This window comes from Streptomyces cacaoi (assembly GCF_006539165.1).
Taxonomy (GTDB): domain Bacteria; phylum Actinomycetota; class Actinomycetes; order Streptomycetales; family Streptomycetaceae; genus Streptomyces; species Streptomyces cacaoi.
Genome location: NZ_BJMM01000052.1, coordinates 16,771 through 41,049, shown reverse-complemented (window position 1 = coordinate 41,049; position 24,279 = coordinate 16,771). Strand labels below are relative to the sequence as shown.

Here is a 24,279-nt window from a genome sequence, read left to right as displayed (position 1 = left end):
AACGCCGGCCGGAACGGGGAGCGGCCCGGTGCCGCCGCCACCGCCGAGCTGGAGCGGTGCACGGCCGAACTGGACCGGACCACCACGGCTGCCTTCCGCTCCAGCGCCGACGAGCTGGAGCGCATGCGGGTGCAGGGCACGCCGGAGAAGGGCCGCTCCGCACGGGTCGACGCGGCGCTGGAGGCATGGGAGAACGCCTACTGGGCCTCGCTCCCGGAGTGGGAGCACCAGATCGTCACCGGGCCCCGCCCGGCGATCTTCAGCTGCTTCAACCAGGCGGATCTCCTGGTCTCCGACGTCTCCTCGGTCGTCTCCGACTACCTGAGCAGCGAGAAGCCGTACGCCGTGGCCAACACCAGCGGCATGACGGAGGAGGAGTTCCGGCACGTCTTCCCGACCGTCCGCGCCGGCACCGTCCTCAGCCCCGACGCCGCGCAGGTCCCCGAGCTGCTGGAGTCCGTCCGCGACCCGGAGAAGGACACCCTCGTCGCGGCCCGCAAGGAGCTGAAGGTGCACCTCCTCGGGCCGTCCGACCCGCCCTCGCTGGCCCGCTTCAACCAGGCGGCACTGCGCCTCGGCGACGAGGCGGACGCCCGGAACGAGCGGGTCGCCCGCCGCGCCTCGGAGATCCCCTCCCAGCGGGAGTCCGCCTCACGCGGCGACGACCCGGACCTCGACTCCACCTCCACCGCGACGGACGCGGAGGACGCGGTCACAGCCTGACCCCCGGCCCCACCCGGACGACACGGCGGCCCCACCCGAGCCAGGGCGGGGCCGCCGCTCTTTCTGTCTTCACCGCTGCGCGTCGACGAACACCCCGAACGCCCGCACACCGACCCTCAGTTGAGGTCCACCCGGCCACTTGGAATCCCGAATCGCCACCCCGGCCCCACACTCGGGGGACACCTCTACACAGTTGCCGTCGTCGTCACCGCTGTAGCTCGACTTACGCCATGCCGCGCCGTTGCAGGGGGCGCACTCGACGCAGTTGCCGTCATCGTGACCGCTGTGGCTCGACTTACGCCAGGTTAGGCGGCTCAGTCTCGACTCGGTGCCCATAACGCTCCTCCATCACGCGAGTGATCAGCTCCGCCGAGTTCTCGATAGACAGAGCGGCGGCACGCAGAAGATCGTAACGGTAGGAGTAATCCCGGACCCCTAGCGGATCCACGCTCGCGTCCGCCCTTCCATAGGTCTCGACGTACGCCACTGTGGGCCGGTCCTCGTAGAGGTAGAGGCTGAAGTTGCCCATCACCCCGGCGTGCGCGCCAGCCCGGAATGGCAGCACCTGTACGTGCACACGTTCACTGTGCCGGTAACTCAATAGGCGGACCAGTTGAGTTCGCATCACTTCTGGGCCGCCCACTTCCTGGTGGAGAGCAGCCTCACAGAGCACCACCCACAGCAGAGGTGCTTCCTCCCACTCCAGCATGCGCTGCCGAGCCATTCGTCCGGCGACCCTGACATCGAGGTTCTGCCGTCTGACGACGCCCAGGACAGCGCGGGCGTACTGCTCGGTCTGCACCAGCCCGGGGACAAGCTGTGGTTCGAAGGCCAGGATCTGCGAAGCCGAGGACTCGATCTCCGCAATCTGGCGAAGCTTCGGCGGCAACGGCTGCCGCTTGGCCAGTTCCCAGGCGCGGATGAGCGCACCACCCGCACCCACCACCTGATCGAGCCGCGGCACATGCTCGTCGCGGGGGACTTTGACGGCCGTCTCGAACTGGCCGATCTGGGAACCGGTGAGGTACACCCGCGTTCCGACCTGTTCCAGGGTGAGCCCGGCCCGCTCGCGCCACCAGCGCAGTTCCGCGCCGAAGTAGTGGAGCGGGGAGGCTCCCGGGTCGAGTTTCTTGATGTTGGCCATGGGAGCTCCTTGCTCAACCGGCGCAACCTGCTGGGGAGTTGGATTCAAGCCATGGCTCAGCGTAGCCGTCCCGACACACACTCGCATCGTGAACGTCCTCGACTTCCCACCCCGCGAGAGCCCCCGCCAGTTCAGCCACCGGCTCCACGTGGGCGAGCACTCGCCGTACTTCATGCGCCGCGCCGCCCGCGTCTACCTCACCGTGTGGCAACTCCCGCACCTCACCGAACCGGTGACGCTCGCGCTGACCGAACTGCTGACGAACGTCCACCGGCACGTGCCGGACCGCTGGTGCGTCTCGACCGTGATCCGCACGCTCGGCGGCGTCCGGATCGAGGTCTACGACCGCAGCCCGGTTCTGCCCGCTCCCCCGCCACAAGGCGCGGACCTCCTGGCCGAATCCGGCCGGGGCCTGGCCATGCTCGCACTCGTCACGGACACGTGGGACGTCGTCGTCCACGACGAAGGAAAGACGGTCTGGTGCGAGGTGAGCGAGTGATCTGCCTCACCCGCGCACGCCGGTACGCTAGTTGTACGAAACCTCAGCCGGAGGAAACCGTGAGCAATCTGGAAGACGCCATGCGCCGCATCGAAGCCCTTGAGGCCGAGTTGGACGAGCTGCGCACGAAGGTCGGCAACACCGAGTTCCTCGCCGGTGCGGCCGACCGCGACGCTTCGGAGCTGCGCGCGGCCTTGCGTGCTCACAACCAGACCCTCAACGCTCTGCGCGAGACGCAGCTCGAACAGGGCCAGCGGCTGGGCACCTTGGAGGCCAAGGTCGGCACACTCGAAGCCAAGGTCGACGACGGTTTCGCGAAGACCGCCGCGGGGCTTCAGGAGATCATCCGGAGGCTGCCCGCGCAGGCGTAGGGCCGCCCTTCGCGAGTCGGCTCCCGTCCGCTAGGACTGGCCGCGGCGTCCGACGGCGGTCAGATCGATGTCGACCGGAAAGGGCACCGGCGTCTTCAGCCGTTCGTGGTGGATACCGGTCAATGCGTAGGCGCCGGTGGCGGGATCGCGCTCGTAGACGTAGACAACGGTGCGGCCCCGGTCGTTCTCGACGCGCCAGTAGTGCGGGATACCCGCCGCCGCGTACTTGCGCGGCTTGGTGTCGCGGTCCCGGTCCTCGGAATCGGGAGAGACCGCTTCCAGCGCGAGGACCACGTCCTGCGGCAGGTAGTACGTCGACGGCTCCTCGCGCGCGTACGCCTCCGCGGTGACGACCACCACGTCCGGTTCCGGTGCCTGCCGCTTGCCGAGCCGCACCGTCATCTCGCGGTCCGCCCGCAGCTCCGCCGGAGCCTGCTGGTCCAGCTGCCCCGTGAGCAGGTTGATGACCCGGCTGTGCCACTTCTCCCGCGGGCCCGCGAAGACCAGGCTCCCGTCGATGAGCTCGGTGTGCGGGGGAAGGCCGGTCAGCCGCAGAAACCCCTCGGCGGTGAATCCACCAGGGGGCGGGACCACCCAGTCGGGCAGCGGCTCGACGCTCATGCGGCGACCATAGCCGGGCGGCAGCCGAGTCAGCCCTCGAAGGGGTCGAAGTCCTCGTATGCGCGGAGGGCTTCGTCGCGTTCGGCCTCGCGGTCGCGGCGGCGCTGGGCCGCGGGGCGGAGGGTGTCCATGCGGTGGTCCTCGCCGCGGCGGCCCAGCATCTCCGCGCCGGTGACCATCGTCGGCTCCCAGTCGAAGACGACGGCGTTGTCCTCGGGACCGATGGCGACGCCGTCGCCCTCGCGTGCGCCCGCCTTGAGCAGCTCGTCCTCGACGCCGAGGCGGGCCAGCCGGTCCGCGAGGTAGCCGACGGCCTCCTCGTTGTTGAAGTCGGTCTGGCGCACCCAGCGCTCCGGCTTCTCGCCGCGGACCCGGAAGAGGCCGTCCTCCTCGCGGGTGACGGTGAAGCCGGTGTCGTCGACCGCCTTGGGCCGGATGACGACCCGGGTCGCCTCCGGCGCCGGCCGGGCCGCGCGCGCCTCGTCCACCAGGCGGGCCAGCGCGTACGACAGCTCCTTGAGGCCCTGGCCGGAGACCGCCGAGACCTCGAAGACGGGCAGGCCGCGCTCCTCCAGGTCGGGCCGGATGATGTCGGCCAGATCCTTGCCCTCGGGGATGTCCGTCTTGTTGAGGACGACGAGGCGGGGGCGGTCGTCCAGCCCGCCGTACTGGCGCAGCTCGTCCTCGATGACGTCCAGGTCGGAGACGGGGTCGCGGTCCGTCTCCAGCGTGGCGCAGTCCAGGACGTGCACGAGCACCGAGCAACGCTCGACGTGCCGCAGGAACTCCAGGCCGAGCCCCTTGCCCTCGCTGGCGCCGGGGATGAGGCCCGGCACGTCCGCGATGGTGTACACGCTCGCGCCGGCCGTGACCACGCCGAGGTTCGGCACCAGCGTCGTGAACGGGTAGTCGGCGATCTTCGGCTTGGCCGCGGACAGCACCGAGATCAGCGAGGACTTGCCCGCGCTGGGGTAGCCGACGAGCGCCACATCGGCGACCGTCTTCAGCTCCAGGACGACGTCCCGCGCCTCGCCCGGCTCGCCCAGCAGCGCGAAGCCGGGCGCCTTGCGGCGGGCCGAGGCCAGCGCCGCGTTGCCGAGGCCGCCCCGGCCGCCGCGCCCGGCGACGAAGGTGGTGCCCGCGCCGACCATGTCCGCCAGCACCTCGCCCCGCGAGTCCAGCACGACCGTGCCCTCCGGGACGGACAGCACCAGGTCCTTGCCGTCCTGCCCGGAGCGGTGCCCGCCCTCGCCGGGACGGCCGTTGGTGGCCTTGCGGTGCGGGCCGTGGTGGTACTCCAGCAGCGTCGTCACATCGGGGTCGACGACGAAGACGACGTCACCGCCGCGCCCGCCGTTCCCGCCGTCGGGGCCGCCCAGCGGCTTGAACTTCTCACGGTGGACGGAGGCGCAGCCGTGGCCACCGTTGCCCGCGGCGACGTGCAGCTCGACGCGGTCGACGAAGGTGGTCATGAGAGGTGCCTCCCGGCGTTGGTGACGGAGCCGCCGTGCGCGGCCCGGGTGCTGGCGGGGTGCGGAGCCGGGGCTCCGCGGAAGAACGATGTACGAGACATAACGCGCCGAGGGCGGACCCGCATCCCGCACGGGACGCTGGATCCCGAACGGAACGCGGAAGTCCGCCCTCGGTGAGCTGGTGAACGACCGGGGTCACCGGTCACTCGGCCCGGGGTACCGGGCCACCAGGTGCTGGGTTACCGGGTCGACCCGGTCACTCGGCCGGAACGACGTTCACGACGCGACGGCCGCGGAAGGTGCCGAACTGCACGGCACCGGCGTCCAGCGCGAACAGGGTGTCGTCGCCGCCGCGGCCGACGCCCTTACCGGGGTGGAAGTGCGTGCCGCGCTGGCGGACCAGGATCTCGCCCGCGTTGACGACCTGGCCGCCGAAACGCTTCACGCCGAGGTACTGCGGGTTGGAATCGCGACCGTTCCGGGTGGACGATGCGCCCTTCTTGTGTGCCATCTCTCCTCAGTCCTTACTTCTTGGCCGGGGCGGGGATGTCGGTGACCTTCAGCGCGGTGTGCAGCTGGCGGTGACCGATGCGCTTCTTGTAACCGGTCTTGTTCTTGTACTTCTGGATCCGGATCTTGTCGCCCTTGTGGTGGTCCACCACCTCGGCCTGGACCTTGACGCCGGCCAGCACCCACGGGTCGCTGGTGACCGCGTCACCGTCGACGACGAGCAGGGTCGAGAGCTCGACGGTGTCGCCGACCTTGCTCTCCGAAATACGGTCAACCTCGATGACGTCGCCCACAGAAACCTTCTGCTGGCGGCCGCCGGTGCGCACGATCGCGTACACGCTTCAGCTCTCTCTCGCTCGAATCGGAGCCCCTGATGCCAGCCGTCCGCGACGTCCGCTCGTCCCTTCGGGAGGTCGTCCGCCGGTCATCGTCAGCCGGTGGTCGTCCGTCGGTCGTCGCCCATCCGGCAGGAGGGATGGACGGCCTCTCCCATGCCCTCGGGAGGGCGGGAGGTGGTTGCTCAGGAGCGTGGCGTGCCGCTACGACACGCCGACACCCCAGGTTACCTCACCCGTCGAGCCCTCCTGACCCGGGCTCCGGAGTGCGGAACACGGCCTCGCGCGGCCCGGGCCGGAGGGTGTCCGGGCCCGGGCCGTACGAGCAGGGTCAGTCCGTCTCGGCGGAGACCGACGGGGTGGGGTCCTGCTCGGCGGCGGCCGTCTTCCTCGTGGCCGCCTTCTTCGCCGTGGCCTTCTTGGCAGCCGACTTCTTGGCGGCCGTCTTCTTGGCCGCGGCACCCGTCGAAGCCGTGGACTTCGAGGCGGTCTTCCGCGCCGTCTTCTTGGCCGGCTTCTCCGCTTCCGCGGCCTCGGCGGCCTCGGTCGCGCCGGCGGCCTCGGCACCGGACCCGGCCGGTTCCTCCGCCGCTGCGGCCTTCTTGGCCGCGGTCTTCCGCGCCGTGCGGGTCGCCGTCGCCTTGGCCGTCGTCTTGGCGGTCGCCTTCTTCGCCGTGGACTTCTTGGCTGCGGTCTTCGCGGTGGTCTTCCGGGCCGTCTTCCTGGCGGCCGGGGCCTCCTCCGCCGACTCGGCCGACGCCGCGGACTCAGCCGACGCTGCCGACTCAGCCGACTCCGCCGATTCCGTCGGCTCCGCAGCGCCCGCTGCCTGCGCTGCCTCCGGCTCCGGCTCCGTTCCGGACGGAGCCGCCGCGACCGGCTCGGTGATCTCCGCGGCGGCCTCGCCACCGGCGGGCGGACCGGCCGGGGCGGTGACCTTGCGGGTCACCCGGCGACGGGCGCGGACCGGCTCGGCCGGCGCCTCGGCGGGCTCCGGCTGCGGCGCCTCGGCCGCGGGCTCGGGCTGTGCCTCGGCGGCAGCCGCGGGGGTCTCCTGCGCGGAGACGACCGTCACGGCCGCGGCCTCCTCCGTCGTCCGGGGCGAACCGGCCGGTGCGCTGACCTTACGGGTGGCACGACGCCGGGGCCGGCCACCTGCCGCCGCGGGCTCGGGCGTCGGCTCAGGCGTCGGCTCGGCAGCACGTTCGGCGGCGGGCTCGGCCGCGGGCGCGGCAGCAGGCGCGGCGGCGGGCTCCTCGGCCGGCTCCGGCCGGGCCGCCGACTGCTCGGCCGGCTCCGCCTCGGGAGCGGCGGCCTTCGGCGCCCCTGCCGGCGCGCTCGCCTTCCGGCTGCCCCGGCGACGGCGTCCACCGCGCAGTGCGGCGGCCTCCGCCTCGGCGGCGCTGTTGTACAGCTCCTCGTCCGGGACGAACTCGACGGGCTCGGCGGACCGCGCGGACTCGGCGGGCTCGATGACCTCCACGGCCTCCGTCCCGTCCGCCGGCTCGACGGCGACGGCGGCCGGCGCGGTGGCCGGAGAGGGCTCGACGGCCTCGGCCTGGCGAGCCGCCTTGCCGCCCTTCTCGGGCTTCTCCGCCCTCTCGGCCTTCTCGCTCTTCTCGGCCTTGCCCTTCTTCCGGCTCTTCTTGCCCCCGGCACCACCGGCGGCGACGGCCTGGTCGAGGTGGACGATGACGCCGCGCCCGTTGCAGTGCACACAGGGCTCGGAGAACGCCTCCAGCAGGCCCTGGCCGACCCGCTTACGGGTCATCTGCACCAGACCCAGCGAAGTGACCTCGGCGACCTGGTGCTTGGTGCGGTCCCGGCCCAGGCACTCCAGCAGCCGGCGCAGCACCAGGTCCCGGTTGGACTCCAGCACCATGTCGATGAAGTCGATGACGATGATGCCGCCGAGGTCGCGCAGCCGCAGCTGACGCACGATCTCCTCGGCCGCCTCCAGGTTGTTCCTGGTGACCGTCTCCTCCAGGTTTCCGCCCTGGCCGGTGAACTTGCCGGTGTTGACGTCGACGACGACCATCGCCTCGGTCCGGTCGATCACCAGCGAGCCGCCGCTGGGCAGCCACACCTTGCGGTCCAGCGCCTTCGCCAGCTGCTCGTCGATGCGGTAGGTGGCGAAGACGTCGACGTCCGAGGTCCACTTCTGGAGCCGGTCGGAGAGGTCGGGCGCGACGTGCGAGACGTAGCTGTGGATCGTCTCCCAGGCGCCCTCGCCGCTCACGATGACCTTGGAGAAGTCCTCGTTGAAGATGTCGCGGACGACCCGGACCGTCATGTCCGGCTCGCCGTACAGCAGCGTCGGCGCGTTGCCCTTCTGCGCCTTCTTCTGGATCTCCTCCCACTGCGCCTGGAGCCGCTCGACGTCCCGGCGCAGCTCGTCCTCGCTGGCGCCCTCGGCGGCGGTGCGCACGATGACGCCCGCGTTCTCCGGGACGACCTTCTTGAGGATCTGCTTGAGCCGTGAGCGCTCGGTGTCCGGCAGCTTGCGGCTGATGCCGGTCATCGAGCCCTCGGGCACGTACACCAGGTAGCGGCCCGGGAGGGAGACCTGGCTGGTCAGCCGGGCGCCCTTGTGGCCGATCGGGTCCTTGGTGACCTGCACGAGCACGGACTGGCCGGACTTCAGTGCCGTCTCGATCCGGCGCGGCCCGCCGGCCATGCCGAGCGCCTCGAAGTTGACCTCGCCCGCGTACAGCACGGCGTTGCGGCCCTTGCCGATGTCGACGAAGGCCGCCTCCATCGACGGCAGGACGTTCTGCACCTTGCCGAGGTAGACGTTGCCGACGTAGCTCGTCGACTGCTCCTTGTTGACGAAGTGCTCGACCAGCACGTCGTCCTCAAGAATCCCGATCTGGGTGCGCTCGCCGCTCTGCCGGACGACCATCTCGCGCTTGACGGCCTCACGGCGGGCGAGGAACTCCGCCTCGGTGATGATCGGCACCCGGCGGCGGCCCTGCTCACGGCCCTCCCGGCGGCGCTGCTTCTTCGCTTCGAGACGCGTCGAGCCCTTGATGGCCTGCACCTCGTCGCCCGAGGTGCCCGCGTCGCCGTCCTTCTTCTTGCGCGGCTCGCGGACCTTGACGACGGTGCGCTCCGGGTCGTCCCCGGTGCTGTCGGCGGGCTGCCCGTCGGCGTCACCGGAGCGGCGACGGCGACGGCGGCGACGGCGCGAGCTGCTGGAGCCGCCCTCGCCACGGCCCTCGCCGCCCTCACCGCCCTCGGCGTGCTCGGGCTCCTCGTCCGTCTCCTGCTCGGCGTGGTCCCCACGCTCCTCGCCGGACGGCGCCTCGGCGCCCTCGCCCTCGGTGTGCTCGGCGCTCTCGCCCCGGCGACGGCGACGGCCACCCCGGCGACGACGGCGTGCGGGACGCTCGTCGGAGAGCGCCTCGCCCTCCTGACCCGCGCGCTCGCCGGCCACCGGCTCCTGCTCCGGCTCCTGGCCGGTCCCGTCGGCCTCCGGGGCCTCCTCGGCGTCCTCCGCCTCGGCGGCAGGACGCGGCTCGGCGGCCTCGGCCTCCACCCGACGGCGGCGACGACGGCGGGTGCCCGCGGCCTCGCGCTCCTCCTCGGCCTGCGCTCGCTCCTCCTCGGCGCGGCGCTCGGCCTCCGCCGCGGCCTCGGCGGCGGCGCTCTGCGGGGTCTGGAAGGCGGGCTCGGTGAACACCGGCGCCTGGAACATCGCCACGGGCGGCGCGGCACGCCGGGACGCGCGCGTGGCCTTGCGCTCGGCGGGCTGCTCCGCCGCGGCCTCGTCCGCCGCACCGGCGGAAGCCCCCTGCGGCTGCTCGGCCCGCTTCGCAGCCCTGGTGGACGCCTCGGCCTTGGCAGGCTTCTCCGACTTCTCGGCCTTCTCGCCCTTGGCGGACTTCTCGGCCTTGGCAGGCTTCTCGGCCTTCGCGGACCTCTCCGACTTCCCGGCCTCGGCGGCGGCCTCGTCCGCCCCGTCCGCCGTCCCGGCCTCCGCGGACCTCTCCGCCTTTCCGGACTTCGTCTGCTTGGCCTGCTTCTTCGGCTTCTTCTGCTCGGCCTCGCCCTCGGCCGCGCCGGAGCCCTCGACGGGCTCGGCGGCCTCGACCTGCTCCGCGGCCTTGGCGGACCTGCTCTTCTTCGTGCCCTTGGCGGCCTTCGCACCCTTCGAGGGGCTCTCGGCCGCCTCCGGGGCCTCGGCCTCGGCGGGCCCGGCGCTCTCCGGGGCGTCCCCGGCGGCCGTCCCCGTCACGGAACCGGCCGGACGGGACACCCGACGGCGGGTACGCGGAGCGGGCTCCGGCTCGGCCTCGGCGGCAGGTGCGGGCTCCGGCGTCTGCTCCGGCGCGGCCTGCTCGGGCTCGGCTGCCGCGGCCTTGCGGGTGGCGCGGCGGCGGGTGCGTCCGGCGGACGGCTCGGCAGCAGCGGACGGCTCGGCGGCGGGGGGCTGCTCGGCGGCGGGGGGCTGCTCGGCGGCGGCGTCGCTCTCCGGCGTCCCGGCACCGGCCGTGGAGGCCGCGGGGGCGGAGGGCGTGCCGGTGGGGCGGGTCACACGGCGGCGGGAGCGGGCCTTCGGGGCCGACTGCCCGGCGGCGGGCTCCTCGGCCGGGGCGCCCGCGCCGGTCTCCGTTCCGGTCTCGTCCGTGCCGGAGGACTGCTGCGGCTGCGCGGCCGACACCGGCTCGGCCGGCTCGGCGGCCGGCGGGGAGCCCGCGGGCGCGGTGGCCTTGCGGGAGGCGCGGCGGCGGGGCCGGGCGGCGGGCGCTTCGGCCGGTTCCGGGGCGCTGTGCGCGGAGCCGACGGGCTCGTCCTGCGCGGCGGCCGGGGCTTCCGGTGCGCCGGGGGTGTCCTGCGGTACGGAGCCGGTCGCGCCGGGAAGGGCGGGGTCGTCCACGGACGTACCGGTGGGGGCCTGCTCGGAGGCGGCGGCCCCGGACGTGGCGGCGGGCGGTCCCGCCGGGCGGCTCACCGCACGACGGCGGCGGCGCGGGGGGAGGTTGTCGCTGGGCGTGGATCCGGCGGATCCGGCGGCCCCCGCGGAAGCGCTGGTGTCGGCGGCTTCGGCCTCGTGGGATTCAGTTGGTTCGAGCATGCGGGCGGTTCTCCCGTCACGCTCCCGGGCGCCACGCCTCGTACGGCGGCGGTCCTTCGCTGCGGACCGCTCCGAGGTGTGCGGGCGCCGCACAGGAGCTGTTGTCTCACTCGCCGGTTCCGGCCCAGTCCCGTTCGGCGGACCGGCTACGGCGAAAGTCTGTTGGTCGGTGCGCTCGCCTGCCCGGCAGTGGCCCGGGTGGCTCCCTGGCGTGTGCCGACGGCGGCGCTTCGGCGGCGCTCCCTACGCGGTGCGGCCCGGCGCCGTCGCGATGCTCGTCCCGGCGGGGCCACTGGGCTCGCCGGGCGCTTCGCGGTCGGGCGCGAACGGGTCGGTCACCGTGCCGGACTCCTCATCGAGCGGCCCCTGCGCCAGCCTGGTCACCGTTGCGGGGACCTGCGGCGCCAGGCCGGCCGCAGCGCGGAGACCGGACAGGACGTCGTCGGGTCGTACAGCGGGTGTCAGGTGCCGTACCACCAGGCGCAGTATCGCACAGGCAGCCGTGCCCGGCCCATCGGCCCTGCGTACGGGGCCGTCCCCGGGGGCTGCCGCGGCCGAGGTCAGGGACAGGACGGCGGCGCGGGCGTCGAAGGTGCGCACGCCCTTCTTCGTCCGGCGCTGCACCTCGACGGTGTCGGCGGCCAGGAAGGCGGCGGTGGCGTCCGCGGCCTCCTGCGGGGTGACGTCGTCCAGCCGCAGCTCCCACTCGGAGGCTTCCAACCGGTCGGTGAAGTCGCTGCCGCGGGCCTCGACGGCGTCGACGACGTCCAGGCCGTCAGGCATGTACGCGTCCAGCAGCGTCCGCAGTTCCCCGGGGTCGCGCCGCTGGACCAGGGCGATCTCCAGGTACTCCGCCTCGCTGCCGGTCCCGGTGGGCGCGGCGTTGGCGTAGCTGACCTTGGGGTGGGGGGTGAAGCCGGCGGAGTACGCCATGGGCACCTCGGCCCGGCGCAGCGCCCGTTCGAATGCGCGCTGGAAGTCGCGGTGACTGGTGAACCGAAGGCGGCCCCGCTTGGTGTAGCGCAGGCGCACGCGCTGCACTGCGGGCGCGGGCGGCGGGCCTTCGGGCTGTCGCTTGCCCAGTGGTTCTCTCCTCGGTGCCGGGCGGCACGCGCGTGAGCTGCCGCCCTTCGTTGACAGGACGTGTACGAAGACGGAGGTCCGCACCGCGCGCTCCCGGCCCCGGTGCGGGGCGGAGCGCGGTACGCGCCCGGGCGTCCGTGCGGATGATCCTTCGGACCAGGGTACGCGGCACGCTTCCCGGCCGCCGCTCCCGCTCCCGGCCGGGCCCGCCGCGGGGTCAGACCGCCGGGCCGTAAGCGAGGCCGATCCAGTACCGGAGCTTCTCGCCCCGCTGGTCCTCCAGCTTCCCGCCGCAGGAGGTGATCACCCGGCGCGAGGCGGTGTTGTCCTCGTCGCAGGTGACGAGGACGGACTCCAGGCCGAGCGCGCGGGCCCGGGGCAGGACGGCACGCAGCATGGCGGTGGCGTGCCCGCGCCGCCGGGCCGTGGGGCGCACGTCGTAGCCGATGTGCCCGCCCCGCTCGAAGAGGAAGTCGTCGAGGCGGTGGCGGACGGCGATCCGGCCGAGGTAGGTGGTGCCGTCGACGTACCAGAAGGTGGAGGTGGGCACGGAACCGACGCTCGCCGCCGTCTCCTCGGTGACCATCTCCCGGACATGGCGGACGTAGCCGGCGAACGCGTCCGGCTCGTGCCAGTGCGCGCCGAAGCGCCGCATGTCGCGGGCGATGTTCGAGCCGTCCTCCGGCCGGCCGCGCCCCTCGGCGGCGAACTCCTCCATCGCCTCCAGGAACGAGGCGTGCACATCGGTCGTGGGTTCGGTCAGCTGCGGCATCCGGTCAGTCTGGCACCGGCCGGAGCCGCCCCGGCGTCCGCCCGAAGCGCCCACCGCCCCTCCCGGGGGACGGGCCGGTCCGTATAGATTGCGCCGCGTGCGTCGCCGGCCTCCGCACGAGGCGGACCGCCCGGGCGGGCCGACGGGCGTGAGGGCGCGGTGGGACGCAGCGCAACCGGATCCCGAGGGAGAAGAGGCGGAGATGATTCGCAGGCTTCAGGCCGTCGCGCTGGACTGCCCGGACCCGCTACGGCTCGCGGAGTTCTACGCGGCCCTGCTCGGCGGGCGGGTCGTGCCCGACCCGGACGACCCGGAATGGGTGGAGGTGCACGGGTTCGAAGGGACGCCGCTGGCCTTCCAGCGGGTGCAGGACTACCGCCCGCCGGAGTGGCCCGGGCAGCGGACGCCCCAGCAGATGCATCTGGACTTCGACGTGGACGACATCGAGGCGGACGAGAAGCGCGTGCTGGAGCTGGGCGCCACCGTGCTGGAGCGCACCGACGAGCTGTACCCGGAGACCAACTGGCGGGTCTACGCCGACCCGGCCGGCCACCCCTTCTGCCTCTGCCGGCACTGAGGGCCGCCTCCGTCGGCGCCGAGGCCGGACGGCGGGGCCGCCCCGGTGCGCGGGCACGCGGGGCGGTCCTGGCCGTGCTAGCCGGACGCGCCGCTGTCGACGACCGAGAGCGGCAGCAGCTTCTTGCCCGTCGGGCCGATCTGGATGTCGGTGCCCATCTGGGGGCAGACGCCGCAGTCGAAGCAGGGGTCCCAGCGGCAGTCGGGGACCTCCGTCTCGTCGAGGGCGTCCTGCCAGTCCTCCCACAGCCAGTCCTTGTCGAGACCGGAGTCGAGGTGGTCCCAGGGCAGGACCTCCTCGTAGGAGCGCTCGCGGGTGGTGTACCAGTCGACGTCGACGCCGTACTCGGGCAGCGCCTTGGCGGCCGAGTCCATCCACAGGTCGTAGGAGAAGTACTCGCGCCAGCCGTCGAAGCGCCCGCCCTGGTCCCAGACCTCGCGGATGACCGCGCCGACCCTGCGGTCGCCCCGGGAGAGCAGGCCCTCGACGATGCCGGGCTTGCCGTCGTGGTAGCGGAAGCCGATCGAGCGGCCGTACTTCTTGTCCCCGCGGATCTTGTCGCGGAGCTTGGCCAGCCGTGCGTCGGTCTCCTCCGCCGACAGCTGCGGCGCCCACTGGAACGGGGTGTGCGGCTTGGGGACGAAGCCGCCGATGGAGACCGTGCAGCGGATGTCGTTGGACTGGGCGACCTCCCGGCCCTTGGCGATGACGTTGACCGCCATGTCGCCGATCTGGAGGACGTCCTCGTCGGTCTCGGTCGGCAGACCGCACATGAAGTAGAGCTTCACCTGGCGCCAGCCGTTGCCGTAGGCGGTGGCGACCGTGCGGATCAGATCCTCCTCCGAGACCATCTTGTTGATGACCTTGCGGATGCGCTCGCTGCCGCCCTCCGGCGCGAACGTGAGGCCGGAGCGGCGGCCGTTGCGGGTCAGCTCGTTGGCCAGGTCGATGTTGAAGGCGTCGACGCGGGTGGACGGCAGCGAGAGGCCGACCTTGTCCTCCTCGTAGCGGTCGGCCAGGCCCTTGGCGATGTCGCCGATCTCGCTGTGGTCGGCGGAGGAGAGCGAGAGCAGGCCGACCTCCTCGAAGCCGGTGTTCTTCAGGCCCTTGTCGACCATCTCGCCGATGCCGGTGATGGAACGCTCGCGCACCGGCCGGGTGATCATCCCGGCCTGGCAGAAGCGGCAGCCGCGGGTGCAGCCGCGGAAGATCTCCACGGACATCCGCTCGTGCACCGTCTCCGCGAGCGGGACCAGCGGCTTCTTCGGGTACGGCCACTCGTCCAGATCCATGACGGTGTGCTTGCTGACCCGCCACGGCACGCCCGAACGGTTGGGCACGACCCGGGAGATGCGCCCGTCCCGCAGGTACTCGACGTCGTAGAAGCGGGGCACGTACACCCCGCCGGTCTTCGCGAGCCGCAGCAGCAGCTCGTCCCGCCCGCCGGGCCGGCCCTCGTCCTTCCAGGCGCGGATGATCGCGTTGACGTCCAGCACGGCCTGCTCGCCGTCGCCGATCACCGCCACGTCGACGAAGTCCGCGATCGGCTCGGGGTTGAACGCCGCGTGGCCGCCCGCCATCACGATCGGGTGGTCGACGGTGCGGTCCTTCGACTCCAGCGGGATGCCCGAGAGGTCCAGCGCGGTGAGCAGATTGGTGTAACCCAGCTCGGTGGAGAAGGAGACGCCCAGCACGTCGAAGGCGCCCACCGGGCGGTGCGCGTCGACCGTGAACTGCGGGACGCCGCGCTCCCGCATCAGCTTCTCCAGATCGGGCCAGACGCTGTAGGTGCGCTCGGCGAGGACGCCCTCCTGCTCGTTGAGCACCTCGTAGAGGATCATGACGCCCTGGTTGGGCAGACCCACCTCGTAGGCGTCCGGGTACATCAGCGCCCAGCGCACGTCGCACTCGTCCCAGTCCTTGACGGTGGAGTTCAGCTCGCCGCCGACGTACTGGATCGGCTTCTGGACGTGCGGGAGCAGGGCCTCAAGCTGGGGAAAGACCGACTCGACGGGCATCTCGGCGCGCTTTCGTAGGACCGACAGGGGCAGTCCTCCAGCGTAACGGTTCCCTCAGCGGCGGCCCCCGGGCCCACTTCCCCCGCGGCCGTCCGCTACTCCTCGGGCGCCGTGCGCCGGAACGGGCCCGCGGCACGCACCACCCGCGCCCACAGGCCGGGCAGTTCCGCCTCGCGCGCCTGGGCGAGGGCCGCCTCCCGTTCGTACAGCACGCCGTACGGGAACGAGGGCTCCCCGGCTGCGTGCGCCTGCGCGGCGATCCGCAGCAGCGCCCGCCGGACGAGGACGCTGTCCTGGTGGTCGCCCAGCAGCTCCTGCACCCGGGTCGTGACCGCCGCGTACTGCTTGGCCGGTGCGCCCAGCGCCGGACGGGCCGCCTCCGCCGCGTACCGGGCCCGCTTCACGGCCTTGCGTGCCTCGTGCAGCGCCCGGTCGCGCCCGTCGCCCGCCGGTGCGGCCAGCGCCTCGTCCACCCGGCGGGCGAGGCGCTCGTGGTCCCGGCGGACGGCGCGCGCCAGCACCTCGCCGGGCGCCGCGTGCGCGGCAGGCCGCAGCGGAGGCGCGTCGAGGAGCCCGGTGAGCGTCTCCAGCAGCTCCAGGTAGCGGTCGCTGTCGAGCACGGCGAGCAGCCGGCCGCGGGAGCCGGTGCGCCCGCCGGCGCAGAAGGTCCGCAGCCGCTCGTCCACCGGGCCGTGCCGCAGCTGATCCGGCAGCCCGGCCAGCCGGTCCGTCAGACGCGCGGCCAGCACCTCCTGGTCGCGGTCGGCGCCCAGCTCCCGGGCGAGCCAGGCCAGTTCGTCACCGACCGGTCCGGTGGCCTCCGGCTCCAGGACCCGCCCGAAGGAGCGGAAGGCGCTGCGCAGCCTGCGGGTGGCGACCCGCATCCGGTGCACGGAGTCGTGCACGTCACGGCGCACGGCCGGGTCCAGCTCGATCAGGGCCCGCACCTGCGTGCGCACGTGCCGCAGGACGACCGCGCCGGCGCTCCCGCCGTCCTGACCGCCGTCCCCGGCGCCGGGCGCCGCGCCCGTCTCCTCCAGGGCACGCCGCAGCTTGGACGGGGCGGCGGAGCGGCGCAGCCCCGACCCGTCGGCGGTGAGCACCGGCTCCAGCGCGTCCAGCACGGCCGGATCGGCGTCCTCGGCCAGCTCGGCCTCGACCTCCGTCCACGCGGTGGCCGCCCCCTCGGTGCCGCAGCGCTCGGCCCGCACCTCGTCGAGGCTCAGCTCCACCAGGGAGGCACCGTCCGCGTCCAGCAGCCGGCGGACGGTACGGCGCTGCCGCAGCCGCACCAGCGGGACGAGGGGCTGGGCGCGCACCCGGGAGCGCACCAGCCCGGCCAGCTCGCGCGGCGGCCCGGGCGAGAGCGGAGCCTGGATCTCGTCGCGGACGCCCGGGTCGGCCGGGTCGGCGGGGAGCTTGAGGTGCCAGCCGGCGTCGCTGCCGCCGGTGCGCCGGCGCAGTGTGATCCGGTCGGCGGCCAGCCGCAGATCCGGGGTGTCGTAGTAGGTGGCGTCCAGCTCGACGGGCGGCTCGTCGACCGTCCCGGCCACCCCGGGCACCCCCGCGCAGGAGGGCAGCGTCACCGTCCCGGCCGCCGCGGCCTGTGGTGTCGGCTCGTACTTCCGCTCGATCTCCCGCACCTGCGCCATGTCCGGAACGTAAATCCGCGCACACCGGCACGCAACGGTGCGGTGTGCGCGGATACCCGGATTGCCGAAAAACCGGCGGGCCCGGGCCGGGCCGGACCGAACGGCCCGGCCCGTCAGGCCGCTATGGGCCGCTGGGTGCGGATGGACTGGAGCAGGCCGACGGCGATCCAGACCGCGAACATCGACGTACCGCCGTAGGAGACGAACGGCAGCGGCAGCCCGGCCACCGGCATGATGCCCAGGGTCATCCCGATGTTCTCGAACGCCTGGAAGGCGAACCAGGCCACGATGCCGGCGGCCACGATCGTGCTGTACAGCGACGTCGACTCCCGCGCGATCCGGCAGGCCCGCCAGATGACGACACCGAGCAGCACGAGGATGAGCCCGGCGCCCACGAAGCCCAGCTCCTCGCCCGCGACCGTGAACACGAAGTCCGTCTGCTGCTCGGGGACGAACTGCCCGGTGGTCTGCGTCCCGTGGAAGAGACCCTTGCCGAACAGGCCGCCCGAACCGATGGCGATCCGGGCCTGGTTGGTGTTGTAGCCCACGCCCGCGGGGTCCAGCGCCGGGTTGGCGAACGCCGCGAAGCGGTTGATCTGGTACTCGTCCAGCAGCCCCAGCATCCACACCAGCACCGCGCCGACCGCACCGGCCAGCACCAGCCCGAGCACCCAGCGGTTCGACGAGCCGGACGCCAGCAGCACGGCCAGCACGATGACGACGAGCACCATCACCGAGCCCAGGTCCGGCATCAGCATGATGACCGCCATCGGCAGCGCGGCCACACCCAGCGCGTGCACGACCGTGCGGTGGTCGGGGTGCTCCCGGTCCCCCGCGTCGACCTTGGCGGCCAGCAGCATCGCCATCCCGAGAATCACCGTGATCTTGATGAACTCGGCCGGCTGGATGGTGAACCCGCCGCCCAGGTTCAGCCAGGCCCGCGAGCCGTTGATGGTGGCGCCCAGCGGGGTGAGCACACACAGCGCCAGCAGCACGGAGATGCCGTAGAGCACGGGCACGGCCCCGCGCAGCCTGCGGTGCCCCAGCCAGACGGTGCCGGCCATCATGCCGATGCCGATCAGGAGGTAGAGGACGTGCCGCAGCAGGAAGTACTGCGGATCGCCCTGGTTCAGCTCCGTCCGGTTGCGGGTCGCCGAGTAGACCAGCAGCGAGCCGACGACGGCGAGCGCCGCCCCGGCCAGCAGCATGAACCAGTCCATCCGCCAGACGACGGAGTCACGGGCCGTCAGCCGGTCCCAGGCCGACCGGCGGCGGGGGCCGTAGCCGTCCAGCGAGAAGGTACGGGTGCTCACCGTCGCTCACCGCCCGGGTACCGCCGCTGCCCGGAATCGTGCGCCAGCGCGAGGAAGGCGTTGCGCGCGGCGGCTCCGCGTCCCGTCTGCCGGGAGTCCTCTCCCGGCCGGTAGGCGGCGGGCTGCTGTGCCTCGCCCTGCGGCGGCTGCGGCGGGCCCTCGTCCTCCCTGCGGGTGCCCGGCGGCTGCCGGCGGCCGTCGCCGGGAACGTCCTGGGTGGCGTCCTCCGGCACGTCCTTGGGCTTCGCGCTGTCGCCCGGGGAGTCCTTGTCCAGCTGGGCCTCGATGTTGCCGTCCTTGCTGATCTTCGGCAGTCCTGCCTCCGGCTTCGGCAGCAGCGCCTTCTTCTTGTCGATGCCGCCGCCACCGCCGACGCCGTAGAGCGCGTCGTAGATCTTGCGGACCGCCGGGCCCGAGGCGCCCGAACCGGTACCGCCCTGGGAGATCGTCATGACGATGGTGAAGTCGTCGGTGTAGGTGGCCAGCCAGGACGTGGTCTGCTTGCCCGCGACCTCCGCCGTACCCGTCTTGGCCCGCATCTTGATCTTGTCCTGCGGCCAGCCGGCCTGCCCGAACCGCCAGGCGGCCGAACCCCGGGTGGCCACGCCCTGGAGGGCCTTGTCCATCTGCGCGAGCGTCTTCTTGCTCAGCGGCAGCCTGCCGTGCGGCTGCGGCTCGATCTCCTTGACGGACTTGCCGTCGGCGCTGACGATCGCCTTGCCCAGCGTCGGGTCGTAGAGCGTGCCGCCGTTGGCGAGCGCGCTGTAGATCGTCGCCATCTGCACCGGTGTCACCAGCGTGTCGCCCTGTCCGATGGAGTAGTTGATGCTGTCACCGGCACGCATCTTCATCCCGGAGACGCAGTTCTCCTTGGCGATCTTCGCGGCGTACGAGTCGCCCCCGTCCTTGCCCTGCTTGCACCAGGCGTCCTTGTTGGCCTCCCAGTACTCCTTCTTCCACCGGCGGTCGGGAACCCGGCCGGAGACCTCGTTGGGCAGGTCCACACCGGTCTTCTTGCCCAGCCCGAACTCGTGCGCCATCTTGTAGAACCAGTCCTTGGCGCCCTTCTTGGGCATGTTCCCGCCGTCCTTCTTCCACTCCTTGTACGCCAGGTCGTAGAAGACGGTGTCGCAGGAGACCTCCAGCGCACGGCCGAGGTCGATGTTGCCGTAGCCCTTGGACTCGAAGTTCTTGAACACCTGACCGCCGACCTCGTAGCTGGACGAGCAGTCGTAGTTGCCGTCGAACGGGTAACCGGCCTTCACCGCGGCGGACGTCGAGATGACCTTGAAGATCGAGCCGGGCGCCGAGAGCCCCTGGATCGAGCGGTTCAGCAGCGGGTAGTTCGACTTCTTGCCGGTGAGCTTGGCGTACTCCTTGCCGGAGATGCCGCCCACCCAGGCGTTCGGGTCGTACTCCGGGTTGGAGGCCATCGCCACCACCCGGCCCGTCTTGTTCTCCATGACGACGGCCGCGCCCGCGTCCGCCTTGTAGTTGCGCCCGGTGTTCTTGTCGAACTCGTGGCGCGCGGCCTTCATCGCCTGGTCCAGCTGCTTCTCGGTGACGGCCTGGACACGGGAGTCCAGCGAGGTCACCAGGTTGTCGCCGGGCTTGGCCTTGTCGCTGTCGGCGCGGCCCATCACCCGGCCCAGGTTGTCCACCTCGTAGCGGGTGACGCCGGCGCTGCCGCGCAGCTTGCTGTCGTAGGTGCGCTCCAGCCCGGAGCGGCCGACCTCGTCGGCGGGCAGGAACGGGGAGTCGGTGTCCTTCGCCTTCTCGATCTCCTCGTCGGTGACCGGCGAGAGATAGCCCAGCGCCTGCGCGGTGTTGGCACCGTACGGGGCCGGGTAGCGGCGCACGGCGGCCGGTTCGGCCGTCACCCCGGGGAAGTCCTCCGAGCGCTCCCGGATCTGCATGGCCTGCTGCGGCTTGGCGTCGTCCGTCACCGGGATCGGCTGGTAGGGCGAGCCGTTCCAGCACGGCTGCGGCGTCTTCGCGTCACACAGCCGCACCTTCTCCTTGACGGTCTTCGGCGACATGCCCAGCACCCGCGCGAGCCGCTCCAGCACCGCCTTGCCCTCGTCGTCCTGCTTCATCATCTCGGTGCGGGAGACGGAGACGACCAGCCTCGTCTCGTTGTCGGCGATCGGCACGCCCCGCGCGTCGAGGATCGAACCGCGGACGGCGGGATCCACCACCTGCTGGACGTGGTTGCCCTTCGCCTCCTTCTGGTACTCGTCGCCGTTGCGCACCTGGAGGTACCACAGCCGCCCGCCGAGGGTGAGCAGCAGCGACATCACCAGGATCTGGATGGCGACGAGCCGGATGGTGACGCGGGAGGACCGGCCGGTCTCAGGAATGTTGCTCACGTCGCGCAGCGCCTCCTCACCGAGAAGCAGCCGGAGCGGTCAGGGCTGTAGCGGTCAGGGCTGTAGTAGTCGGAGACAGGGGAGTTCACAGCCGCTTGACCCCCTTGACGCCGGTCCCCTTGCCGCGCGCGGGCCGGCCCAGCACACCGCCGCGCCGGCCGGGCAGCCCCGCCTTGCCGCCGCGCGAGGTCCTGCCGCGGCCGAAGAGGCTGCCGTTCGAGGAGGCCAGACCGGCGCCGGAGCTGATCCAGCCGTAGGCACGCTCGCCGCCGGGGGCGCCGCCGCCCTCGGCCGCCAGCGGATCCTTCTCGAAGCGCCGCGCCAGCGCCATGATCAGCGGCACGGTGAACGGTGCGAGCAGCAGATCGTAGACGGTGGCGCTGGTCAGCAGCCCCGTCAGGCCGACCTGCCGGGCCGCGGTGTCCCCGACGAGGGCGCCCACCCCGGCGTACAGCAGCGTCGAGCAGATCGCGCCCCCGGCGACCACCAGCATGGGCACCGTCGCCGAGCGGTGCTGTCCGTTCTCCGGCCGGGTCAGCCCGGCGACGTAGCCCATCAGGCAGAGGACGAGCGCGTAGCGGCCCACCGCGTGGTCGGCGGGCGGGGCCACGTCGGCCAGCAGCCCGGCGAAGAACCCGACGAGCGCCCCGGCCGTGTGCCCGTACACCAGCGCCAGGCCGAGCACGACGAGCAGCAGCAGATCCGGCACGGCGCCGGGCAGTTGGAGTCTGGCGAGGACGGTGACCTGGACCATGAGGCCGACGACGACCAGCGCGGCCGTGAGCAGCATCCGGTTGATGTACACGGGCGGTCAGCTCCTCGGGGATGCGGGGGTGCCGCTGGGCGTGGCGGTCACGGTCACCGTGGGCGCGGGCTTGGGCTTCGCCGGCTTCTTCGAGCGGAGCACCTCGTCACGCGGGTTGCTGCGCGGCGGCTCGACGACGACGCCGACGAGGTCGAGCCGGGTGAAGCCGACGTAGGGCCGCACGCTGACCGTCCGGGTCAGATCGCCCTTGTGCCGGTTGACCCGGGTGACCTCACCGACCGGGATCCCGGGCACGAAGGGCTTGTTGTCGCGCGAGCCGAAGGTGACCAGGCGGTCGCCCTTCTTCACCTTGGCCTTGCCGTTGAGCAGTTGGACGGTCAGGTCGCCGCCGCCCCGCCCGGTGGCGAAGCCCAGCTCGTTGCTCCCCTCCAGCCGGGTGCCGACGGTGAAGTCCGGGTCGTTGGCCAGCACGATGGTGGAGGTGGAGGGGCCCACGGTGGACACCCGGCCGACGAGCCCGTCGCCGTTGATGACGCTCATGTCCCGCCGGATGCCGTCGCGCTTCCCCGCGTCGATCGTCACCGTCCAGGAGAAGCCCTGCGCCGCGCCGATCGCCACGACCTGGGCGCCCTTGACGCCGTATCCGCCGGCTCCGGCCGTCTTCAGCAGCTTGTCCAGCTCTCTGGCGCGGGAGCGGGTGCGGTCCTTGGAGCCCAGCTGCGCCTTGAGCGAGGCGTTCTCCTTCTCCAACGCGGCGATGCGGTCGTGCCGTTCGCCCGAATCGCGAATGGCGCCGATCGCGTTGCCGACAGGATCGACAGCGGATGCGACGCCTTTCTCGACCGGGCCCAGAACGGAGGCGGCCCCCGACCGCGCACCGTCGAGCGGGGAGTGCTCGCCCCCTCTGAGATCCACCGTGATCAGTGCGAACGCGACGGCGATCAACAGGACGAGCAGCAGCCGGCTTTCTCGTGTGTCCCTCACGTGCGGCGGCCGAGCCTTTCTCGTGGGGCAGCCCCGCAGCCGCGGGGTGCGTGACGGCGGGCCGCCACTGCGATGAACGACCCGCCGGGTGAACGGTCAGTGCTTCCGTGCAGTTGTGGTGCGGGGTGGCAGCGGTGCGACGGTGACGCCCGGCCGCCGGGGGTCAGCGACGGGGCTGCGCGTCGAGAACCTGCTGGAGGGCCTCGAACTCCTCCACGCACTTGCCGGAGCCCAGGGCCACCGAGTCCAGCGGGTCCTCCGCGATGTGGATCGGCATGCCCGTCTCGCGGCGCAGCCGCTCGTCCAGTCCGCGCAGCAGGGCACCGCCGCCGGTGAGCACGATGCCCCGGTCCATCACATCGCCCGAGAGCTCCGGCGGGCACTTGTCGAGGGTCGTCTTGACCGCGTCCACGATCGCGTTGACGGGTTCCTCGATGGCCTTGCGGACCTCGGACGCGGAGATCACCACCGTCTTGGGCAGACCGCTGACCAGGTCACGGCCGCGGATCTCGGTGTGCTCGTCCTTGTCCAGGTCGTGCGCGGACCCGATGGTGATCTTGATGCTCTCGGCGGTGCGCTCGCCGAGGAGCAGGCTGTACTCCTTCTTGATGTGCTGGATGATCGCGTTGTCCAGCTCGTCACCGGCGACCCGGATCGACTGGGCGGTGACGATCCCGCCGAGCGAGATCACGGCGACCTCGGTGGTGCCGCCGCCGATGTCCACGACCATGTTGCCGGTGGCCTCGTGCACCGGGAGGCCGGAGCCGATCGCCGCGGCCATCGGCTCCTCGATGATGTGCACCTGGCGGGCGCCGGCCTGCGTCGACGCCTCGATGACGGCCCGGCGTTCGACCCCCGTGATGCCGGACGGGACGCACACCACCACGCGCGGGCGGGCGAGGTAACGCCGCTTGTGGATCTTGAGGATGAAGTAGCGGAGCATCCGCTCGGTGATCTCGAAGTCGGCGATCACGCCGTCCTTCAGCGGCCGCACGGCGACGATGTTGCCGGGGGTCCGGCCGATCATCTTCTTCGCCTCGGCACCCACCGCGAGGATCCCGCCGGTGTTGGTGTTGATGGCGACGACGGACGGCTCGTTGAGGACGATCCCGCGACCCCTGACGTACACCAGCGTGTTGGCGGTCCCGAGGTCGACAGCCATATCACGGCCGATGAACGACATGTTGGTTCCCATGGATGCGTCAGGCCTTCCAAGTGGGGCGGTGCAGTGTGGGTACGGGAGGGAGATCTACGCGCCGGGAGCCGCTCCCCCGGGCCGCCAGGCCCGAAGGGCGTTCCGGAGCGCGAGGGTTCCATCGTAGACGCGTCTGCTCGAACACGCAGAGACGGTTCCTCCGCCACATTGTCGGCGGAACACCGATCGTCCTCCGTATTGGTGACGTCGTGTCGGTGTGACGGGTTCCCGTGAGCCGCCGTGCACATGCCTGACCAGGGCTCGGCCCGCAGTCGACCTGCCGGCGGGAACAGGTGCCGCCTCGCAGGTCATGGCCGGTGTCAGTCCAGTTCGGGGAAGAAGAGCTTCAGCTCGCGCGCGGCCGATTCCTCCGAGTCGGAGGCGTGGATGAGGTTCTCGCGCACGATCGTGCCGAAGTCACCACGGATGGAGCCGGGCGCGGCGGCGATCGGGTCGGTCGGACCGGCCAGCGCACGCACGCCCTCGATGACCCGCTCGCCCTCGACGACCATGACGACGGACGGCCCCGAGGCCATGAACTCCATCAGCGGCTCGTAGAACGGACGGCCCTCGTGCTCCGCGTAGTGCTGCTCCAGCGTGCCGCGGTCCAGGGTGCGCAGCTCCATGGCCGCGATCGTCCACCCGGCCTTGCTCTCGATACGGCCGAGGATCTCGCCCACCAGACCACGGCGGACCGAGTCGGGCTTGAGGAGGACGAGGGTGCGCTGGGTCATCTCTTCAGGGCTCCTTGACTGCGTTGTGCTTCGACCGCCCGGGGGCGGTGCCCGGCCGGCGCCG

Annotated in this window: 20 protein-coding genes and 1 pseudogene; 4 read left to right on the top strand and 17 right to left on the bottom strand. The window is 72.3% G+C overall.

All coding sequences use genetic code 11. The features are described from left to right. Positions 1–723, top strand: a pseudogene (locus SCA03_RS29910) (hypothetical protein); the annotation flags it as partial. Positions 724–792: 69 nt separating this feature from the next. On the opposite strand, the gene SCA03_RS29905 reads toward SCA03_RS29910, so the two are convergent. Continuing rightward, positions 793–1,059, bottom strand: coding sequence for a DUF397 domain-containing protein (locus SCA03_RS29905; RefSeq protein WP_086815747.1), 267 nt, complete (start codon positions 1,057–1,059; stop codon positions 793–795). Then, positions 1,019–1,867 carry a helix-turn-helix domain-containing protein gene (locus tag SCA03_RS29900; RefSeq protein ID WP_086815745.1) on the bottom strand — a complete coding sequence of 283 codons (849 nt, stop codon included), beginning with the start codon at positions 1,865–1,867 and terminating at the stop codon, positions 1,019–1,021. The genes SCA03_RS29905 and SCA03_RS29900 overlap by 41 nt, the downstream gene beginning before the upstream one ends. Before the next feature lie 88 nt (positions 1,868–1,955). Here SCA03_RS29900 and SCA03_RS29895 point away from each other — a divergent pair, with 88 nt between their 5' ends. Further along, the gene (locus tag SCA03_RS29895; protein ID WP_230989003.1) at positions 1,956–2,366 is read left to right on the top strand and encodes an ATP-binding protein; all 411 of its coding nucleotides are present in this window, start codon (positions 1,956–1,958) and stop codon (positions 2,364–2,366) included. Between the two features lie 59 nt (positions 2,367–2,425). Next, positions 2,426–2,737, top strand: a complete 312-nt coding sequence (locus SCA03_RS29890) for a hypothetical protein (RefSeq protein WP_086815743.1) — start codon at positions 2,426–2,428, stop codon at positions 2,735–2,737. Positions 2,738–2,767: 30 nt separating this feature from the next. On the opposite strand, the gene SCA03_RS29885 is transcribed toward SCA03_RS29890, so the two are convergent. The 7 genes from SCA03_RS29885 to SCA03_RS29855 all read right to left on the bottom strand — a co-directional run bounded on the left by SCA03_RS29885 (position 2,768) and on the right by SCA03_RS29855 (position 12,607). Further along, positions 2,768–3,358: a Uma2 family endonuclease gene (locus SCA03_RS29885; protein ID WP_086815741.1), complete on the bottom strand. Its 591-nt coding sequence runs from the start codon at positions 3,356–3,358 to the stop codon at positions 2,768–2,770. Between the two features lie 29 nt (positions 3,359–3,387). After that, complete coding sequence (gene obgE, locus SCA03_RS29880) at positions 3,388–4,830, bottom strand: GTPase ObgE (RefSeq protein WP_030886294.1); 1,443 nt, start codon at positions 4,828–4,830, stop codon at positions 3,388–3,390. 256 nt (positions 4,831–5,086) lie between these two features. Next, positions 5,087–5,341 (bottom strand): 50S ribosomal protein L27, encoded by a 255-nt coding sequence (gene rpmA, locus SCA03_RS29875; protein WP_030886292.1) that lies wholly within the window; start codon positions 5,339–5,341, stop codon positions 5,087–5,089. 13 nt (positions 5,342–5,354) lie between these two features. Then, complete coding sequence (rplU, locus tag SCA03_RS29870) at positions 5,355–5,678, bottom strand: 50S ribosomal protein L21 (RefSeq protein ID WP_030886289.1); 324 nt, start codon at positions 5,676–5,678, stop codon at positions 5,355–5,357. 328 nt (positions 5,679–6,006) lie between these two features. Then, complete coding sequence (locus tag SCA03_RS29865) at positions 6,007–10,752, bottom strand: Rne/Rng family ribonuclease (protein ID WP_141275760.1); 4,746 nt, start codon at positions 10,750–10,752, stop codon at positions 6,007–6,009. Between the two features lie 243 nt (positions 10,753–10,995). Then, on the bottom strand, positions 10,996–11,793 hold the full coding sequence (locus SCA03_RS29860) for a TIGR03936 family radical SAM-associated protein (RefSeq protein ID WP_030886282.1): 798 nt from the start codon (positions 11,791–11,793) through the stop codon (positions 10,996–10,998). Positions 11,794–12,052: 259 nt separating this feature from the next. Further along, a complete protein-coding gene (locus SCA03_RS29855) occupies positions 12,053–12,607 on the bottom strand; it encodes a GNAT family N-acetyltransferase (RefSeq protein ID WP_086815737.1) in 555 nt (184 codons plus the stop codon). Between the two features lie 202 nt (positions 12,608–12,809). On the opposite strand from SCA03_RS29855, the gene SCA03_RS29850 reads away from it, so the two are divergent. Further along, positions 12,810–13,184, top strand: coding sequence for a VOC family protein (locus SCA03_RS29850; RefSeq protein WP_030886279.1), 375 nt, complete (start codon positions 12,810–12,812; stop codon positions 13,182–13,184). A 77-nt stretch (positions 13,185–13,261) separates the two neighbouring features. Here the strand turns inward: SCA03_RS29850 and SCA03_RS29845 are convergent, their stop codons facing one another. From SCA03_RS29845 to ndk, 8 genes are all read right to left on the bottom strand, one after another. Next, the gene (locus SCA03_RS29845) at positions 13,262–15,202 is read right to left on the bottom strand and encodes a TIGR03960 family B12-binding radical SAM protein (protein ID WP_030886276.1); all 1,941 of its coding nucleotides are present in this window, start codon (positions 15,200–15,202) and stop codon (positions 13,262–13,264) included. A gap of 95 nt (positions 15,203–15,297) precedes the next feature. Continuing rightward, positions 15,298–16,854, bottom strand: a complete 1,557-nt coding sequence (locus SCA03_RS29840) for a CYTH and CHAD domain-containing protein (RefSeq protein WP_086815733.1) — start codon at positions 16,852–16,854, stop codon at positions 15,298–15,300. Positions 16,855–16,967: 113 nt separating this feature from the next. Beyond that, positions 16,968–18,167 carry a rod shape-determining protein RodA gene (gene rodA / locus SCA03_RS29835; RefSeq protein ID WP_030886269.1) on the bottom strand — a complete coding sequence of 400 codons (1,200 nt, stop codon included), beginning with the start codon at positions 18,165–18,167 and terminating at the stop codon, positions 16,968–16,970. Beyond that, entirely contained in the window at positions 18,164–20,536 is a 2,373-nt protein-coding gene (mrdA, locus tag SCA03_RS29830; protein WP_086815732.1) for a penicillin-binding protein 2, read from the bottom strand. The genes rodA and mrdA overlap by 4 nt, the downstream gene beginning before the upstream one ends. A gap of 85 nt (positions 20,537–20,621) precedes the next feature. Beyond that, the gene (gene mreD, locus SCA03_RS29825) at positions 20,622–21,341 is read right to left on the bottom strand and encodes a rod shape-determining protein MreD (protein ID WP_030886264.1); all 720 of its coding nucleotides are present in this window, start codon (positions 21,339–21,341) and stop codon (positions 20,622–20,624) included. A gap of 6 nt (positions 21,342–21,347) precedes the next feature. Continuing rightward, positions 21,348–22,286: a rod shape-determining protein MreC gene (gene mreC, locus SCA03_RS29820; protein WP_030886261.1), complete on the bottom strand. Its 939-nt coding sequence runs from the start codon at positions 22,284–22,286 to the stop codon at positions 21,348–21,350. Positions 22,287–22,449: 163 nt separating this feature from the next. Beyond that, entirely contained in the window at positions 22,450–23,469 is a 1,020-nt protein-coding gene (locus SCA03_RS29815; protein ID WP_030886259.1) for a rod shape-determining protein, read from the bottom strand. 332 nt (positions 23,470–23,801) lie between these two features. Next, positions 23,802–24,215 (bottom strand): nucleoside-diphosphate kinase, encoded by a 414-nt coding sequence (gene ndk, locus SCA03_RS29810; protein WP_030886256.1) that lies wholly within the window; start codon positions 24,213–24,215, stop codon positions 23,802–23,804. Between the last annotated feature and the right edge of the window lie 64 nt (positions 24,216–24,279).

What these genes read in the sequence shown, in the direction of transcription:
- SCA03_RS29855 (WP_086815737.1), bottom strand. Translation starts at nt 12,607, where the DNA reads ATGCCGCAGCTGACCGAACCCACGACCGATGTGCACGCCTCGTTCCTG.
- obgE (WP_030886294.1), bottom strand. Translation starts at nt 4,830, where the DNA reads ATGACCACCTTCGTCGACCGCGTCGAGCTGCACGTCGCCGCGGGCAAC.
- SCA03_RS29900 (WP_086815745.1), bottom strand. Translation starts at nt 1,867, where the DNA reads ATGGCCAACATCAAGAAACTCGACCCGGGAGCCTCCCCGCTCCACTAC.
- SCA03_RS29840 (WP_086815733.1), bottom strand. Translation starts at nt 16,854, where the DNA reads ATGGCGCAGGTGCGGGAGATCGAGCGGAAGTACGAGCCGACACCACAG.
- SCA03_RS29905 (WP_086815747.1), bottom strand. Translation starts at nt 1,059, where the DNA reads ATGGGCACCGAGTCGAGACTGAGCCGCCTAACCTGGCGTAAGTCGAGC.
- SCA03_RS29865 (WP_141275760.1), bottom strand. Translation starts at nt 10,752, where the DNA reads ATGCTCGAACCAACTGAATCCCACGAGGCCGAAGCCGCCGACACCAGC.
- rpmA (WP_030886292.1), bottom strand. Translation starts at nt 5,341, where the DNA reads ATGGCACACAAGAAGGGCGCATCGTCCACCCGGAACGGTCGCGATTCC.
- ndk (WP_030886256.1), bottom strand. Translation starts at nt 24,215, where the DNA reads ATGACCCAGCGCACCCTCGTCCTCCTCAAGCCCGACTCGGTCCGCCGT.
- SCA03_RS29850 (WP_030886279.1), top strand. Translation starts at nt 12,810, where the DNA reads ATGATTCGCAGGCTTCAGGCCGTCGCGCTGGACTGCCCGGACCCGCTA.
- SCA03_RS29845 (WP_030886276.1), bottom strand. Translation starts at nt 15,202, where the DNA reads ATGCCCGTCGAGTCGGTCTTTCCCCAGCTTGAGGCCCTGCTCCCGCAC.
- SCA03_RS29815 (WP_030886259.1), bottom strand. Translation starts at nt 23,469, where the DNA reads ATGTCGTTCATCGGCCGTGATATGGCTGTCGACCTCGGGACCGCCAAC.
- SCA03_RS29885 (WP_086815741.1), bottom strand. Translation starts at nt 3,358, where the DNA reads ATGAGCGTCGAGCCGCTGCCCGACTGGGTGGTCCCGCCCCCTGGTGGA.